Source organism: Serratia sp. BFP-2025 (assembly GCF_050880365.1).
Taxonomy (GTDB): Bacteria; Pseudomonadota; Gammaproteobacteria; order Enterobacterales; family Enterobacteriaceae; genus Serratia; species Serratia surfactantfaciens.
Genome location: NZ_JBPAFV010000003.1, coordinates 164,971 through 181,297, shown reverse-complemented (window position 1 = coordinate 181,297; position 16,327 = coordinate 164,971). Strand labels below are relative to the sequence as shown.

At 61.5% G+C, this 16,327-nt stretch carries 13 protein-coding genes; 8 read left to right on the top strand and 5 right to left on the bottom strand.

Features of this window, described 5'->3' with window-relative positions; all coding sequences use genetic code 11:
• Positions 1 to 62: 62 nt before the first annotated feature.
• Positions 63 to 2,771: a magnesium-translocating P-type ATPase gene (gene mgtA / locus ACRAWE_RS18945; protein ID WP_309530829.1), complete on the bottom strand. Its 2,709-nt coding sequence runs from the start codon at positions 2,769 to 2,771 to the stop codon at positions 63 to 65.
• A gap of 422 nt (positions 2,772 to 3,193) precedes the next feature.
• Between mgtA and treR the strand changes: the two genes are divergently transcribed.
• The 3 genes from treR (at position 3,194) to treC (ending at position 7,426) form a co-directional block, all read left to right on the top strand.
• Positions 3,194 to 4,141 (top strand): trehalose operon repressor TreR, encoded by a 948-nt coding sequence (gene treR / locus ACRAWE_RS18940; RefSeq protein WP_197783674.1) that lies wholly within the window; start codon positions 3,194 to 3,196, stop codon positions 4,139 to 4,141.
• A gap of 137 nt (positions 4,142 to 4,278) precedes the next feature.
• Positions 4,279 to 5,694 (top strand): PTS trehalose transporter subunit IIBC, encoded by a 1,416-nt coding sequence (treB, locus tag ACRAWE_RS18935; protein ID WP_019453304.1) that lies wholly within the window; start codon positions 4,279 to 4,281, stop codon positions 5,692 to 5,694.
• 67 nt (positions 5,695 to 5,761) lie between these two features.
• Positions 5,762 to 7,426, top strand: coding sequence for an alpha,alpha-phosphotrehalase (gene treC, locus ACRAWE_RS18930; RefSeq protein ID WP_085337515.1), 1,665 nt, complete (start codon positions 5,762 to 5,764; stop codon positions 7,424 to 7,426).
• Between the two features lie 28 nt (positions 7,427 to 7,454).
• On the opposite strand, the gene ACRAWE_RS18925 is transcribed toward treC, so the two are convergent.
• Positions 7,455 to 7,979, bottom strand: coding sequence for an NAD(P)H-dependent oxidoreductase (locus ACRAWE_RS18925; protein WP_432525738.1), 525 nt, complete (start codon positions 7,977 to 7,979; stop codon positions 7,455 to 7,457).
• Between the two features lie 105 nt (positions 7,980 to 8,084).
• On the opposite strand from ACRAWE_RS18925, the gene ACRAWE_RS18920 reads away from it, so the two are divergent.
• From ACRAWE_RS18920 to nrdG, 3 genes are all read left to right on the top strand, one after another.
• On the top strand, positions 8,085 to 8,999 hold the full coding sequence (locus ACRAWE_RS18920; RefSeq protein WP_044029840.1) for a LysR family transcriptional regulator: 915 nt from the start codon (positions 8,085 to 8,087) through the stop codon (positions 8,997 to 8,999).
• A 244-nt stretch (positions 9,000 to 9,243) separates the two neighbouring features.
• Complete coding sequence (gene nrdD, locus ACRAWE_RS18915) at positions 9,244 to 11,382, top strand: anaerobic ribonucleoside-triphosphate reductase (RefSeq protein WP_432525737.1); 2,139 nt, start codon at positions 9,244 to 9,246, stop codon at positions 11,380 to 11,382.
• Positions 11,383 to 11,550: 168 nt separating this feature from the next.
• Entirely contained in the window at positions 11,551 to 12,015 is a 465-nt protein-coding gene (gene nrdG / locus ACRAWE_RS18910; protein WP_432525736.1) for an anaerobic ribonucleoside-triphosphate reductase-activating protein, read from the top strand.
• An 807-nt stretch (positions 12,016 to 12,822) separates the two neighbouring features.
• On the opposite strand, the gene ACRAWE_RS18905 is transcribed toward nrdG, so the two are convergent.
• From ACRAWE_RS18905 to ACRAWE_RS18895, 3 genes are all read right to left on the bottom strand, one after another.
• Positions 12,823 to 13,167, bottom strand: a complete 345-nt coding sequence (locus ACRAWE_RS18905) for a hypothetical protein (protein WP_259389985.1) — start codon at positions 13,165 to 13,167, stop codon at positions 12,823 to 12,825.
• Positions 13,168 to 13,628: 461 nt separating this feature from the next.
• Positions 13,629 to 13,826, bottom strand: coding sequence for a hypothetical protein (locus ACRAWE_RS18900; RefSeq protein ID WP_432525735.1), 198 nt, complete (start codon positions 13,824 to 13,826; stop codon positions 13,629 to 13,631).
• A gap of 44 nt (positions 13,827 to 13,870) precedes the next feature.
• Complete coding sequence (locus ACRAWE_RS18895; protein ID WP_063918041.1) at positions 13,871 to 14,926, bottom strand: permease; 1,056 nt, start codon at positions 14,924 to 14,926, stop codon at positions 13,871 to 13,873.
• A gap of 227 nt (positions 14,927 to 15,153) precedes the next feature.
• Here ACRAWE_RS18895 and phnF point away from each other — a divergent pair, with 227 nt between their 5' ends.
• The gene (gene phnF / locus ACRAWE_RS18890; protein ID WP_015376439.1) at positions 15,154 to 15,882 is read left to right on the top strand and encodes a phosphonate metabolism transcriptional regulator PhnF; all 729 of its coding nucleotides are present in this window, start codon (positions 15,154 to 15,156) and stop codon (positions 15,880 to 15,882) included.
• Positions 15,883 to 16,326, top strand: a complete 444-nt coding sequence (gene phnG, locus ACRAWE_RS18885; protein WP_063918040.1) for a phosphonate C-P lyase system protein PhnG — start codon at positions 15,883 to 15,885, stop codon at positions 16,324 to 16,326.
• The last annotated feature ends 1 nt before the right edge of the window (position 16,327 follow it).

Here is a 16,327-nt window from a genome sequence, read left to right as displayed (position 1 = left end):
GTTGCGGTGAAAAAGCGGACGGGATCACAATTGCCCCCTCCCGGCCGGAGGGGGCGAACGGGTTATTGCCAGCCGTAGCGGCGCACGAACCAGCCTTTCACGCACTGGGTCAGCACCATGTAACCGGCGAGGATCAGCACCAGCCACGGGAAGTAGGCGAGCGGCAGCGCCTGCAGCTGCAGGAAGCCGGCCAGCGGCGAGAACACCAGGCCGATGCCGGTGGCGATCACCGCCAGCGTCATGATGCACAGCGGCCAGGACGGGCGGCTCTGGATAAACGGAATTTTGCGCGTGCGGATCATGTGCACGATCAGCGTTTGCGACAGCAGCCCTTCAACGAACCAGCCGGACTGGAACAGCGTCTGCATTTCCGGCGTATTGGCCTTGAATACCCACCACATCAGGCTGAAGGTCAGCACGTCGAAGATTGAACTGATCGGCCCAAAGAACACCATAAACCGCCCCAAATCGGCGGAGTTCCAGCGCTGCGGCTGGGTGATCTGATCGTCGTCGACGTTATCGAACGGGATGGCGATCTGCGAGATGTCGTACATCAGGTTCTGAATCAACAGGTGCAGCGGCAACATCGGCAGGAACGGCAGGAAGGCGCTGGCGATCAGCACGCTGAACACGTTACCGAAGTTGGAGCTGGCGGTCATCTTGATGTATTTCAGCATGTTGGCGAAGGTGCGGCGCCCTTCTATCACCCCTTGCTCCAGCACCATCAAGCTTTTTTCCAGCAGAATGATGTCCGCCGCTTCCTTGGCGATATCCACCGCCGAATCGACGGAGATGCCGATATCGGCCGCGCGCAGCGCCGGCGCATCGTTGATGCCGTCGCCCATAAAGCCCACCACGTGCCCCTGACGGCGCAGCAGTTTGACGATGCGCTCCTTGTGCAGCGGCGTCAACTTGGCGAACACCGTGGTGCGCGCCGCCGCCTGCGCCAGCTGCTCGTCGTCCATCAGCTCGATCTCGCTGCCGCGCAGCAGGTGATCGGCCGCCAGCCCGACGTCTCGGCATACTTTGGCCGCCACCAGCTCGTTGTCGCCGGTGAGGATCTTCACCGTGACGCCGTTCTGTTTCAGCGCCGCCAGCGCCGGCGCGGTGCTCTCCTTCGGTGGATCGAGGAAGGCGACGTAACCTTCGAGGATCAGGTCCGATTCATCCGCCACGCTGTATTCATGGGTTTGTGCCGGCAGGATCTTGTTGGCCACCGCCACCACCCGCAGCCCCTGCTGGTTGAGATCGTCGGTGATGCGGCGAATGCGCGCCAGCAGCGCCTCGCTGAGCGGGATCACCTCGTCTTCGTGGCGCACGTGGCTGCAAATCGCCAACATCTCTTCCAGCGCGCCCTTGCACACCAGCTCGTGATACTCGTTGTCTTTGGCCACCACCACCGACATGCGGCGGCGCACGAAGTCGAACGGGATCTCATCCACCTTGCGGTAGTGCTGCAGCGCCTCCGGCTGCTGATTTTGCTCCGCACAGCTCAGCACCGCCACGTCGAGCAGGTTTTTCAGCCCGGTCTGGTAGAAGCTGTTCAGCCAGGCGTAGCGCAACACCCGCTCGCTGCTGGCGCCGAACACATCGGTGTGGCGCTCCAGCACGATCTTGTCCTGGGTCAGGGTGCCGGTCTTGTCGGTGCACAGAATATCCATGGCGCCGAAGTTCTGGATGGCGTCCAGTCGTTTGACGATCACCTTCTGGCGCGACAGTTTCACCGCCCCTTTGGCCAGCGTCGAGGTGACGATCATCGGCAGCATTTCCGGCGTCAGCCCGACCGCCACCGACAGCGCGAACAGCGCCGCTTCCCACCAGTCGCCCTTGGTGTAGCCGTTGATCAGCAGCACGATCGGCGTCATTACCAGCATAAAGCGGATCAGCAGCCAGCTGACCTTGCTGATACCGCTCTGGAAGGCGTTCGGCTGTTCATCCTGGCTGGTGACGCGCTGCGCCAGCTGGCCGAAATAGGTGCTGCCGCCGGTGCCGATCACCATCGCCAGCGCGGTGCCGCTGACCACGTTGGTGCCCATGAAGCACAGATTCTGGCAATCGAGCGGATCGGCCGCCAGCGCCTGCGGCGCCGCAGATTTCTCCACCGGCAGCGATTCGCCGGTCAACGCCGCCTGGCTGATGAACAGATCCTTGGCCGACAGCACGCGCAGATCCGCCGGGATCATGTCGCCGGCCGCCAGCTTGATGATATCGCCCGGCACCAGCTGCGCGATCGGCAGCTCCACATGCTCGCTCCTGCCGGTAAGCGCATCGCTGCGGATCACCGTGGCGGTGTTGCTCACCATCGCTTTCAGCGCATCGGCCGCCCGGTTGGAGCGCGCCTCCTGGATGAAGTTCAGCAGCGTGGAGATCAGCACCATCAGCGCGATCACCAACGCGCCGGTGAGATCTTCGGTGGCGTAAGAGATCATGCCGAGCGCGGTCAGCAGCAGGTTGAACGGGTTGCGGTAGCAGTGCCAGAGGTGTTGCCACCAGGCCTCTTTCTGCTGATCGTCGATGACGTTCTCGCCGCAGCGTTGGCGCACCTGTTCCGCCTCATGGGCGGTGATGCCTTCCGGGTGGCTGTGGAAACGCTCAAACAGCTGCATCGTCTCTGCGGCGGCACATTCCAGCCGCTGCTGCGCCAGGCCGGCCGGCATATCGCGCGCAGCGCCGCTGACGCTGTCCAGCAGGCTGTCGCGGCGCACCAAACGGCGCGGAAGGCCGCGGGCGAACAGGCCCAGCAGCTGACGGGGGAGTTTTTTCAGTTTCATGGTTCGCACCTCGTCGCCCGGTGCCTCACGGCAGCGGGTAAACGGGGATCGTCATCGGCCGGGCGGATGGCGGGCACGCCAAAAAGCCTCTGCCAATGCAGATCCTTATTCTTTTTTCAGCAGCAGGAGCGAACGACGAAGCGCGCGCCACCGGTTACCGTGATGTACTTCACCGGTAAAACAGCAGCGCCAGGCGGAGAGGTTTTACCGGAGAACCGAGTGAGTGTCTAAAGCAGTCGGGTCGGGGTCCATATGGGGTATAACCTCCGGTAAAGGGAAAAACAGAGCGGCAGGAGCGGCCGTTCATCGCAATGTCACAATCCCGTTTTGCATCAAGATCCGCGTCGGAAAATGAGCTATGCTGACGGGCATTCATTATTGGCCGTCAATTTACGCCTTACAACCTAAACGACAAGTAAACCATGCAAAACCGGCTGACCATCAAGGACATCGCACGCCTGAGCGGCGTAGGCAAATCCACCGTCTCACGCGTGCTGAACAATGAAGGCAGCGTGAGCCCGCAAACCCGTGAACGGGTGGAAGCGGTGATCCGTCAGCAAGGGTTTACCCCCTCCAAGTCGGCGCGCGCCATGCGCGGCCAGAGCGACAAGGTGGTGGGCATCATCGTTTCCCGTCTCGATTCGCCGTCGGAAAACCAGGCGGTGCGCACCATGCTACCGCTACTGTACCAGCAGGGCTTCGATCCGATCGTGATGGAGAGCCAGTTCGAAACCCGCCTGGTGCAGGAGCACCTGCACGTGCTGCACCAGCGCAACGTCGACGGCGTGATCCTGTTCGGCTTCACCGGCCTGACCGCGGCGATGCTCAAACCGTGGCAGGAAAAAATGGTGGTGATGGTGCGCGAATACGACGGCTTCTCGTCCGTCTGCTACGACGACGCCGGCGCGGTGAACCTGTTGATGGATCGTCTGTACCGGCAGGGGCATCGGCATATCGGCTATCTGGGGGTGCAGCTCAGCGACGCCACCACCGGCCAGCGCCGCTACCAGGCCTATCTCGACGCCTGTGAACGCCTCACGCTCACGCCGCGCGCCACGCTGGGCGAGCTGAGTTACCAGAGCGGTTTCCAGCACGCCGCCGAAGTGATCGATGCGCACACCAGCGCGCTGATCTGCGCCTCCGACAGCATCGCCCTCGGCGCGATCAAGTACCTGCAGCAGCAGCCGGCGCGCGCCATCCAGGTGTGCGCCATCGGCAACACCCCGCTGCTCAGCTTCCTGTTCCCCGACACTCTGTCGGTGGAGTTCGGCTACGGCAGCGCCGGCCTGCTGGCCGCGCAGCAGCTGCTGGCGCAGCTCAGCGGCGAACAGGGGATCCGCCGCCTGGTGGTGCCCAGCAAACTTTCCTGACTCCCTGATTAGAAGTTGACCATTTTTTGCCATTTTGTGATCCTCGCCCCAAACCGGGAACGTTCCCATTTCATTCAAAATGCCGAGTGGCTAAGCTTTGATCATTACTCAGTCAACACCTCTGCAGGTATCCCATAATGAGCAAAGTAAAACAGCAGGATATTGATCGCCTGATTGTTTTGGTCGGCGGCCGCGAGAACATCGCCACCGTCAGCCATTGCATCACCCGGCTGCGTTTCGTCCTCAATGACCCCAGCAAGGCCAGCCCAAAGGAAATCGAAGAGCTGCCGATGGTCAAAGGCTGCTTCACCAACGCCGGGCAGTTCCAGGTGGTGATCGGCACCGACGTCGGCGACTACTATCAGGCGCTGATCGCCAGCACCGGCGTCAACGAGGCCGACAAGGAGCAGGCCAAGGTAGCCGCCCGCCAGAACATGACCTGGACCGAGCGCACCATCTCCCACTTCGCCGAGATCTTCTTCCCGCTGCTGCCGGCGCTGATCAGCGGCGGTCTGATCCTCGGCTTCCGCAACGTGATCGGCGACATCCCGATGTCCGGCGGCCAAACGCTGGCGCAGATGCACCCGGCGTGGAAAACCGTTTACGACTTCCTGTGGCTGCTCGGTGAAGCGATCTTCATGTTCCTGCCGGTGGCCATCTGTTGGTCGACGGTGAAAAAGATGGGCGGCACCCCGGTGCTCGGCATCGTACTGGGCGTGACCCTGGTGTCGCCGCAGCTGATGAACTCCTACCTGCTCGGCCAGCAAACGCCGGAAGTGTGGAACTTCGGCTGGTTCGTGATCCAGAAAGTGGGTTATCAGGCGCAGGTGATCCCGTCAATCCTGGCGGGGATGGCGCTGGGCTGGATCGAAACCCGGCTGAAAAAGATCGTTCCCGACTATCTCTATCTGGTGGTGGTGCCGGTGGTCTCGCTGCTGCTGGCGGTGTTCCTGGCGCACGCGCTGATCGGGCCGTTCGGCCGCATGATCGGCGACGGCGTCGCCTGGGCGGTGAAAGCGGTGATGACCGGCAGCTTCGCGCCGGTGGGCGCCGCGCTGTTCGGCTTCCTGTATGCGCCGCTGGTGATCACCGGTGTGCACCAGACCACGCTGGCTATCGACATGCAGATGATCCAGAGCATGGGCGGCACCCCGGTATGGCCGCTGATTGCGCTGTCCAACATCGCACAGGCCTCGGCGGTGCTCGGCATCATCATCATCAGCCGCAAGGCCAACGAGCGTGAAATCTCGGTGCCGGCGGCGATCTCCGCCTATCTCGGCGTGACCGAACCGGCAATGTACGGCATCAACCTCAAATACCGCTTCCCAATGCTGTGCGCGATGATCGGCTCCGCGATCGCCGGCCTTATCTGCGGGCTGGACGGCGTGATGGCCAACGGCATCGGCGTCGGCGGTCTGCCGGGCATTCTGTCTATCAAGCCGCAGTTCTGGCTGATTTACTCGCTGGCGATTCTGGTGGCGATCGTCATCCCGCTGGTGCTGACCATCATGGTCTACAAACGCAAGGCCGCCCGCGGCGAGCTGCCGGTTTGATTGACGCAATATGAATGTAGGAGCCTGCTCGCGCAGGCTCGTTGTCACGATTCAAAGGTATTGATCTATGAGCAACCCAACCCCCTGGTGGCAGAACGGCGTCATCTACCAAATTTATCCGAAGAGTTTTCAGGACAGCACCGGCAACGGCTACGGCGATTTGGCCGGGGTGACCCGGCGGCTGGACTATCTGCAGGAACTGGGCGTCGATGCCATCTGGCTGACGCCGGTCTACGTATCGCCACAGGTGGACAATGGCTATGACGTGGCGGACTACTGCGCCATCGATCCGGCTTACGGCACGATGGCGGACTTCGAGCAGTTGGTCGCCGCCGCCCACCAGCGCGGCATTCGCATCGTGATGGACATGGTGTTCAACCACACCTCGACCGAGCACCCGTGGTTCAAGGCCGCACAGGACCGCCACAGCCCGTATCGCCAGTTCTACGTCTGGCGCGACGGCGAAGGCGATACGCCGCCGAACAACTGGCGTTCCAAGTTCGGCGGCAACGCCTGGCAGTGGCACGCCGACAGCGGCCAGTACTACCTGCACCTGTTCGCCGCCGAGCAGGCGGATCTCAACTGGGAACACCCGCCGGTGCGCGAAGAGCTGAAGAAAGTGTGCCAGTTCTGGGCGGACAAAGGCGTCGACGGCCTGCGCCTCGACGTGATCAACCTGGTGTCCAAGCAGCAGGACTTCCCGTCCGACAGCCAGGGCGACGGCCGCCGCTTCTACACCGACGGCCCGCGCATCCACGAGTTCCTGCAGGAGATGAGCCGCGACGTGTTTCAGCCGCGCGGCCTGATGACGGTGGGCGAGATGTCCTCCACCACGCTTGAGCATTGCCAGCGCTACGCGGCACAGAGCGGCGAAGAGCTGTCGATGACCTTCAACTTCCACCACCTGAAGGTGGACTACGCCGGCGGTGAAAAATGGACGCGGGCGGCGCCGGATTACGTGGAACTGAAGCAGATCTTCCGCCACTGGCAACAAGGGATGCATAACCGCGCCTGGAACGCGCTGTTCTGGTGCAACCACGATCAGCCGCGCATCGTGTCGCGCTTCGGCGATGAAGGCGCACTGCGGGCGCCGGCCGCCAAAATGCTGGCGATGGTGCTGCACGGCATGCAGGGCACGCCTTATATCTATCAGGGCGAAGAACTCGGCATGACCAACCCCGGCTTCCGCGCCATCGAGCAGTATCGCGACGTGGAAAGCCTGAACATGTACGCCGAACTGCGCGCCCAGGGCCGCAGCGACGCCGAGCTGCTGGCGATCCTGGCCGACAAATCACGCGACAACGGCCGCACGCCGATGCAGTGGAGCGCCGCGCCGCACGCCGGTTTCACCACCGGCACGCCGTGGATCGGCTGCGCCGAGAACTACCCGCAGATCAACGCCGAAGCGGCGCTGGCCGACCTCGACTCGGTGTTTTACGCCTACCGCCAGCTGATCACCCTGCGCAAGCAGTACCCGCTGCTGACCCACGGCGACTATCAGGATCTGGCGCCGGAACACCCGGCGCTGTGGTGCTATCAGCGCAGCTGGAACGGCCAGCGCCTGCTGGTGGCGGCCAACCTGAGCCGCGAGCCGCAGGCCTGGGCGGCGGCGGGCGTGGAACCTTCCGCCCAGTGGCGCCCGCTGATGAGCAACTACAGCGACTCGGCGGACCAGCCGCAGGCGCTGACGCTGCGGCCGTTCGAAGCGGTGTGGTGGCTGCTCGAAGACTAACCCCGCAGGGCGCGGCGAACGCTGCGCCCTACCATTTCCCCAGCAACGCCACCACCCCGGCGGCCTCTTGCGCCAGGCGTTCATCGCTCATGTCGAACACACCCTGCACCAGATGCGGCGGCAGATAATCCATGCCGGTCAGGTTGGCCATGGCGTGGAACGGCAGCAGCAGATCCTGCACCGGATAACGGTTGTACCCTTCCGCCGTATAGGCCTGCGCGTTGCCGCCAGTGCTCACCACCAGCTGCAGCGGCTTGCCGTGCAGTTGGGTGCCTTCGCTGCCGTAGGCGAAACCGTAGGTTAATACCGCATCCTGCCATTCGCTGAGGATCGCCGGCGAGCTGTACCAGTAAAACGGGAACAGCATCACTACCGCATCATGGCTCTGCAACAGCGCCTGTTCGCGCGCCACGTCGATGCGGTAATCCGGATACGCGCGGATCAGTTCGTGAACGGTGACGTTGGGCAACGGGCTCAGCGCCGCGATCAGCGCTTTGTTGATGCGCGACTCGTCGGGGGTGCGGTGGGCGGTTAACACTAAAATGCGCGACATAACGATTCCTCGGTCATAAGAAGATGAGGGCATTTTTCCATTTCCGCCGCTTCGGGTGTAGGCTGTTAAAGGTCACTTCAATTTCAACCAAAAGTATCAACCACTATGTCGCTGCCCTTTGACGTGCACCGCCTGTTGCCGGCCTTCCTCGCCGCCGCGCAGGCGCAAAATTTCTCCGCCGCCGCTCGCCAGCTGGGCGTGACGCCGGCGGCGGTCAGCAAAAACATCCGCGCGCTGGAAGAGAAGCTGGCGCTGCGGCTATTTCAGCGCAACACCCACAACGTGCTGCTGACCGACGAGGGCAAAGCGCTGCTGGCGCAGGTGGCGCCGCTGTGGCAGGCGTTGGCGGCGACGCTGGAGAGCGCCGGCGGCGAACGGCAGGCGCCTGCCGGCGTGGTACGCGTCACGATGATCCCCGGCTTCGGCCGCCGGATGCTGATGCCGTTGATCCCGCAATTTCTGGCGCGCTATCCGCAGATCGATCTCGATCTGTCGCTGGATGCCCGGGTGGTAAATCTGGTGGGCGAAGGTTTCGACGTCGGCATCGGCAGCCGGGTCGATCCCGACAGCCGGCTGGTGGCTCGCCCGCTCTACCCGATGCACATGGTGCTGGCGGCGTCGCCGGACTATCTGGCGCGGTGCGGTGAGCCGCAAACGCCGCACGATCTGCTGCGCCACGACTGCCTGCTGCACCGCAACCCGGCCAACGGCCGCCACGTCAAATGGCAGCTGCGCCATCAGGGCGAAACGCTGGCGCTGGATCTGAACGGGCGGCTGGTGGCCAGCCGCCCGGAGATGTTGCTGGATGCGGCGCTGGCCGGGCTGGGCATCGTCAACCTGGCGCGCTGGTACGTCGAGAAACACTTCGAGCAGGGCACGCTGCGGCCGGTGCTGGCGCAATGCTGGCCGCGCCCGGTGCAGCTGTGGCTCTATTACGCCTCGGCGGATCTGCCGCCGCGGGTACGCGTCTGGGTCGACTTTCTGCTGGAACATTTTCGCGATCGGCCAACGGGCGATTGACGTCTGTTCAGCTTGCACACGCTCTTCCGTTTTCCTTGTTCTACATCAAAAGAATCGCGCCAATATCTATATATAGTGCATTAAGAATTGCTAACACCTATATATAGTAGTTATCCACAAAATCATCCACACGTCGCCACAGCCCTTGCGCGCTGCGGCTTTGCCCTGTGGATAAGCGAAATTTGACGGTTGCTCGCCGCGTCAGGCGGGTATGAACGCTCCCTCGGGGAACAAGGAGTACAACGTGAAACCAGTAGTGATTAAGCGGGACGGTTGCCAGGTACCTTTTGACGAAGCGCGCATCGCGCAGGCCATCGAGCGCGCCGCGCTGGCGGTGGGCGTGGTCGACACCGACTACTGCGCCACCGTCGCCCGCGTGGTCGCTCAGCGCATGCAGCAACAGCCGCGCGTCGATATCCACGAGATCCAGCAGGCGGTGGAAAACCAGCTGATGGCCGGCGAATACAAGCAGCTGGCGCGCGCCTATATCGAATACCGCCACGATCGCGACGTGGCGCGCGAGCTACGCGGCCGCCTGAACCAGGAGATTCGCGGCCTGGTCGAGCAGAGCAACCGCGCGCTGCTGAACGAAAACGCCAATAAGGACAGCAAGGTGATCCCCACCCAGCGCGACCTGCTGGCGGGCATCGTCGCCAAACACTACGCCAAGCAGCACATCCTGCCGCGCGACGTGGTGCTGGCCCATGAACGCGGCGAAATTCACTACCACGATCTCGACTACTCACCGTTCTTCCCGATGTTCAACTGCATGCTGATCGATCTGAAAGGCATGCTGACCAACGGCTTCAAGATGGGCAACGCCGAAATCGAGCCGCCGAAGTCGATCTCCACCGCCACCGCCGTGACCGCGCAGATCATCGCCCAGGTCGCCAGCCATATTTATGGCGGCACCACCATCAACCGCATCGATGAAATTCTGGCGCCGTTCGTCGACGAGAGCTTCCGCAAGCACCTGCAGGTGGCGGAAGAATGGCAGATCCCGGACGCCAAAGGCTATGCCATGGCGCGCACCGAGAAAGAGTGTTACGACGCCTTCCAGTCGCTGGAGTACGAGGTCAACACCCTGCACACCGCCAACGGCCAGACGCCGTTCGTCACCTTCGGCTTCGGCCTCGGCACCAGCTGGGAGTCGCGCCTGATCCAGCGCTCGATATTGAAAAACCGCATCGCCGGGCTGGGCAAAAACCGCAAGACCGCCGTGTTCCCCAAACTGGTGTTCGCCATCCGCGACGGCCTCAACCACCAGTACGGCGATCCGAACTACGACATCAAGCAGCTGGCGCTGGAGTGCGCCAGCAAGCGCATGTACCCGGACATCCTCAACTACGATCAGGTAGTGAAGGTCACCGGCTCGTTCAAAACGCCGATGGGCTGCCGCAGCTTCCTTGGCACCTACGAGCAGGACGGCGAGCTGGTGCACGACGGCCGCAACAACATCGGCGTCATCAGCCTCAACCTGCCGCGCATCGCGCTGGAGGCGATGGGCGATGAGTCGCGCTTCTGGACGCTGCTGGATCAGCGCCTGCAGCTGGCGAAAAAGGCGCTGATGACGCGCATCGCCCGGCTGGAAGGCATCAAGGCGCGGGTGGCGCCAATCTTGTACATGGAAGGCGCCTGCGGCGTGCGGCTCAAGGCCGACGACAACATCGCCGAGATCTTCAAGCACGGCCGCGCTTCAATTTCGCTGGGCTACATCGGCCTGCACGAGACCATCAACGCACTGTTCGGCGGCGAAAACCACGTGTATGACGACGAAGCGCTGCGCGCCAAAGCGGTGGCGATCGTCGCGCGGCTGCGCGCCGCCGTCGACGCCTGGAAAGACGAAACCGGCTACGGCTTCAGCCTCTACAGCACGCCGAGCGAAAACCTGTGCGATCGCTTCTGCCGGCTGGACACCGCCGATTTCGGCGTAGTGCCGGGCGTCACCGACAAGGGCTATTACACCAACAGCTTCCACCTCGACGTGGAGAAGAAGGTCAATCCGTACGACAAGCTGGACTTCGAAGCGCCCTACCCACCGTTGGCCAGCGGCGGCTTCATCTGCTACGGCGAATACCCGAACCTGCAGCACAACCTGAAGGCGCTGGAAGACGTGTGGGACTACAGCTACAGCCGGGTGCCTTACTACGGCACCAACACGCCGATCGACGAGTGCTATGAGTGCGGCTTCACCGGTGAATTCTCTTGCACCAGCAAAGGCTTCACCTGCCCGAAATGCGGCAACCACGACTCGGCCAAGGTCTCGGTCACCCGCCGGGTGTGCGGCTATCTCGGCAGCCCCGATGCCCGGCCGTTCAACGCCGGCAAGCAGGAAGAGGTGAAACGCCGGGTGAAACACCTCGGTAATGGGCAGCTCGGCTGAAAAGCGCCGTGCAGCCTATGCAGAAGCCTGTTCATCAGGCGTGATTGTCGCCGCCAGTTTGCCTTCGGGCAGCGCGCACCAACCGCAGCGTACACGCAGTACGTGAGGATTGGCAGCACTGCCCGGAGGCAAAATGGCCAGTAAATTAGCCTGATGGGCAGGCCTCACATGAATTATCACCAGTACTATCCAATCGACGTCGTCAACGGCCCCGGCACCCGCTGCACGCTGTTTGTCGCCGGCTGCGTGCACCAGTGCCCCGGCTGCTACAACAAAAGCACCTGGCGGCTCAACTCCGGCCTGCCGTTTATCCCAGAGCTGGAAGATCGCATCATCGCCGATCTGAACGATACACGCGTGCCGCGCCAGGGGCTGTCGCTCTCCGGCGGCGATCCGCTGCACCCGGCCAACGTGCCGAGCATCTTGCAACTGGTGAAACGGGTGGGCGCCGAATGCCCCGGCAAGGATATCTGGCTGTGGACCGGCTACCGGCTGGCGGAACTGGACGCGCAGCAAATGCAGGTGGTTGACAGGATCAACGTGCTGATCGACGGCAAGTTCGTGCAGGATTTGAAAGACCCGGCGCTGATCTGGCGCGGCAGCAGCAACCAGGTGGTGCATAGGTTGCGCTGAGCTAGCTGCACAGACTTGAGCTGGCAGCGCTACGGCATGGCGTTAATCTGATGGGCTGCTTTGTGCCAGAAGCGGACTGTCATGTTAAAAGAGAGCGTCCGGGCCAATGTTCCCGAAATCTAAAGGAAGGATAAATCACGACTAGGAAGAATGAGTTCGCTGAAGGGAAAGCCATCTGCAATGAGATTGGCGGCAGGTCAGCCTCGTAACGTTCCATGCAGATGGTAACTGCTCGCGCCCATCTTCATACATCAGAGGGATGTTGTGAAACGTGCCGTCTTTTTCGAAGCAGTGAAGACCATAAGTCACTATAAATTTATAGTCCTGCTTCTGACCTTTGTACGTGATCTCGTGCACATCGAGATGTGAAAGCGAATAAGTTTCGCCGTCATGCTCAAAGGGTTCCCAATTTTGGATTGAGTCGATATGAAACTTTGCCACTATGCATTACCCGTTATCTATTCCATGAGAGCGCTACCCATCATCGAACGGTAACGATTGAGCAGGTATTACTTCGTTACGCACAAACTCCGCAGTATTATTTTTCTTTAAAAACAGCGAGTTAATTACTATCTAATTGCTATTTTTGCCCAAAAAACCTGTGCAAATATAGGCTTTCGCTTTTCTTCCATTTAGGCACTTTTTTCTCACTTCAACCGCGAAGCTGATGAAATTGAGCATTACCACATGTTTGAATCGTTGATTTGATGTTATCAATGCCAAGGTGTGAAGGATTGATGTTGGTGATGCATACAAACAAGTTCCAAATAGAAAAAGCCCTCTTTAAAGAGCTTCTCCAGACTTGAATTATTCCTCTTCCTCCTCGTAATCGTCATCAGCAGGCGCTATGTACACCTGCTCAACAAAACTCGCGGGGGGTTCTGGAAGGGTATCAACAGCACTGTCGTTACCATTTAATGGGCCTGCAGTTACGGAAACGCCGTTCCAACCATCAGAACCAATACCAAAAATTACCGTACCTTGATTTGGAAGCTCCATATGCAAGTCTACACCGATTGGGTCGTCACCTTCTTCATGGTGCTCGCCATATGCTGGTACCAAATCAGAGGAAGAAATTTCGACTTCCTCTCCTTCAAACACCATAGAATCTGGCACCGTATAGACCATTCCACCTGCTTTAATCTCTGGCATCGTAAACCTCTTTATGCTGTGTTCTAAAAGCCCATTTTTGAATTGGGCAACCCAATTAGATAGTAGTTTTATGACTTTAACTGCTATGGAAGCCCTCATTCTAAGGCGTATTGAGTTCAGGGCAAGTGTGGAATTTATCGGGCGTGCTCTAAATAGCTGCGCCTAATACCGCTACACCTGTCATTTATGGGAATCTGCCTGGCATTGGAGATACGTAACATGACAAGTCTGATGTAGCGCCACATGCCAGCGAAAACGTCCAATATCCTTGTCTCACAAGGGTTGGTAAAAAGTGGAGCACTATTCCGCGCAGCTATTTAGGATCGGGTTGTTGTATTTAATGTGGCATAAAATCCCTATCGCCATGATTTTGACGTCCGCTTCTCGCTCAAAGCCGCCTGGTAGATAACGCAGTCTTCTACCCACAAAACCTGCCAGCCCAGCCCCAGAGCTAAGCCCCCTCATCCCCCTCGCCAATCACGTCCCCGGATTTTCGCTTTAAATATAGCCATTCGTTTTTCTACCTCCGAATGGCTGAGATAAACCGCGGTGCCGTTTCTTAAGCGTGAAAGGGCAGCATCCACTCTTTCACGCAACGCTTGCTCCAACAATATCGCCCCTACGTCCATTTCAGGTTTATTCCGCTGTTCCATTTCCATCTCTTCCTTGAGACAGCCTCAAGCCACTCATCAGCAGCGGTAAGCTACACCAACCCCATCCCCACCACGCCGGTCAGTGCGCCGCACAGCGCCACCAGCGCCGCCGTCAGGCACAGCGCCCGGGCGGAGAAGGCCTTGTTGAGCATCAGCAGCGAAGGCAGGCTGACCGCCGGCAGGGTCATCAGCAGCGCCAGCGCCGGGCCGGCGCCCATGCCCGCCAGCATCATGGTCTGCACGATCGGGATTTCTGCTGCGGTGGGGATAACGAACAGGCAGCCGACGATCGCCAGCGCGATGATCCACAGCAGGCTATTGTCGACGGCGCCGTCGGCGTGCGGGAACAGCCAGACCCGCGCCGCGCCCAGCGCCAGCACCGCCAGCACGTAGATCGGGATGGTCGACCAAAACAGCGCCCACAGCGCTTTGCCCCAGCGGGCAAGGAACGGCCGCTCATCGCTCTGCGCCGTCATCACCGGCGGCTGCGGCGCGGCGGGCTGCGGGTCGTTGGCGGTCACGCGCTGCACCAGCCAGGCGATACCCAGCACCATCACCACGCCCGCCACCAGGCGGATGGCGGCGAACGGCCAACCGAGCACAAATCCCATGAACACCAGCGTCGCCGGGTTCAATACCGGGTTGGCGAGCCAAAAGGCCAGCGCGGCGCCGCTGGACACCGACTGGCGGCGCATGCCGGCGGCGACCGGCGCGGCGCAGCAGGTGCACATCATGCCCGGCAGCGCGATCAGCGCCCCCAGCACGGTGCCGGAAAAACGCCGGTGGCCGAGCGTGCGCGCCAGCCAGTCGCGCGGGATCAGCACCTGCACCAGCGAACCTAACAGCACTCCGAGCAGCGCCGCCTTCCATACCGCGGTGAAGTAGACCAGCGCGTACTGCCAGGCCGCCAGCCAGGGGCTCGCGGCACCGTCGGCCAGGATCGATTTGCCGATCGAATGGCTGTCCGCCGCCACGAACGCCTTGCCGTAGTAAGGCTGCCATTTGACGTAGTAGAGGCCGACGGCCACCACCAGCAGAAACAGGATCGGTTTCCACAGCGGCCAGGCGCGTGGGGCGTGTTCAGGGGCGTTCAGAGGTTGCGGCATGGTAGCGGCCAGAGTCAGTCAACAGTGGTGCCAGCATAGCGCGCCGCCGCCGCCCGTGCACGTTCGGGCTGTCCTAAATAGTTCATCTGTTCGCCACCGAGGCGTAACGCGATTGTCATCTGCGCCCGTCACCATGATGCCAACTTGAAAACCACAGGGTAGACGCACGATGAAACGCACCGCTTCCGCCTTCATCGCACAGCCATCGGTATGACGAGGTTTTTATTATGATGGAGTTATCTAGACATCCGACCACCTATCCCACCCGCTATCAGCAGATCGCCGCGCAGCTGGAACAGGAGCTGCGCACGCAGTACCGCTGCGGCGACTACCTGCCTTCGGAACAGCAGCTGGCCGAGCGTTATCAGGTCAATCGCCACACCCTGCGCCGCGCGGTGGATCAGCTGGTGGAACGCGGCTGGCTGCAGCGCCGCCACGGCGTCGGCATTCTGGTGCTGATGCGGCCTTACGACTACCCGCTGCACGCCAACACCCGCTTCAGCCAGAACCTGTTCGAGCAGGGCAGCCATCCCACCAGTGAGCGCTTACTCGCTGTCTTGCGCCCGTGCAATGGGCATGTTGCCAGCGCGCTCTCGCGTGAGGAAGGCGAAATGGTGATCCACCTGCGCACTCTGCGCCGGGTCAACGGCGTACCGATGAGCGTCATCGACCACTATCTGCCGGATCTGGACTGGTGGCCGGCGCTGCAGCAGTTCCACAGCGGTTCGCTGCACCAGTTTATCGAGCAGCACCTGCAGCAGCCGCTGACCCGCCGCCAGACGCGCATCAGCGCGCGCCGCGCGCAGGCCAAAGAGAGCCGGCTGCTGGAGATCGCCACCCACGCGCCGCTGCTGTGCGTGCGCACCCTTAACGTCCGCAGCGGCGGCGAAGACGTGGCGGAATACTCCGTCAGCCTGGCCCGTGCCGACATGATTGAACTGACGATGGAGCACTGAATGCACGCCTTAGAGTCGAGACAACGCTGGATGTCGGTGCTGGCGCACAGCCAGCCCGAGCAGCTGCGCAGCCACTGGCAGGCGCTGAACCTCAGCCCGGGTTACCGCAGCATCCGCGCGCCGGAGATCGGCCTGGCCCAGCTGCAGGGGCGCATGGGCGCCACCGGCCGCCGCTTCGTGCTGGGGGACATGACCGTCACCCGCGCGGTGGTGCTGCTGGACAACGGCGGTTACGGCTACAGCTATATCGCCGGGCGCGACAAGGCGCACGCCGAGCTGTGCGCGTTGGCCGATGCGCTGCTGCAACAGCCGGAACACGGCGAACGCCTGCAACAACAGCTGATCGCGCCGCTGGCTGCACTGCAGCACGAACAGCGCCAGCTGCGCGCCCGGGCGATCGCCGCCAGCCGGGTGGACTTCTTTACGCTGGTGCGAGGGGATTAAG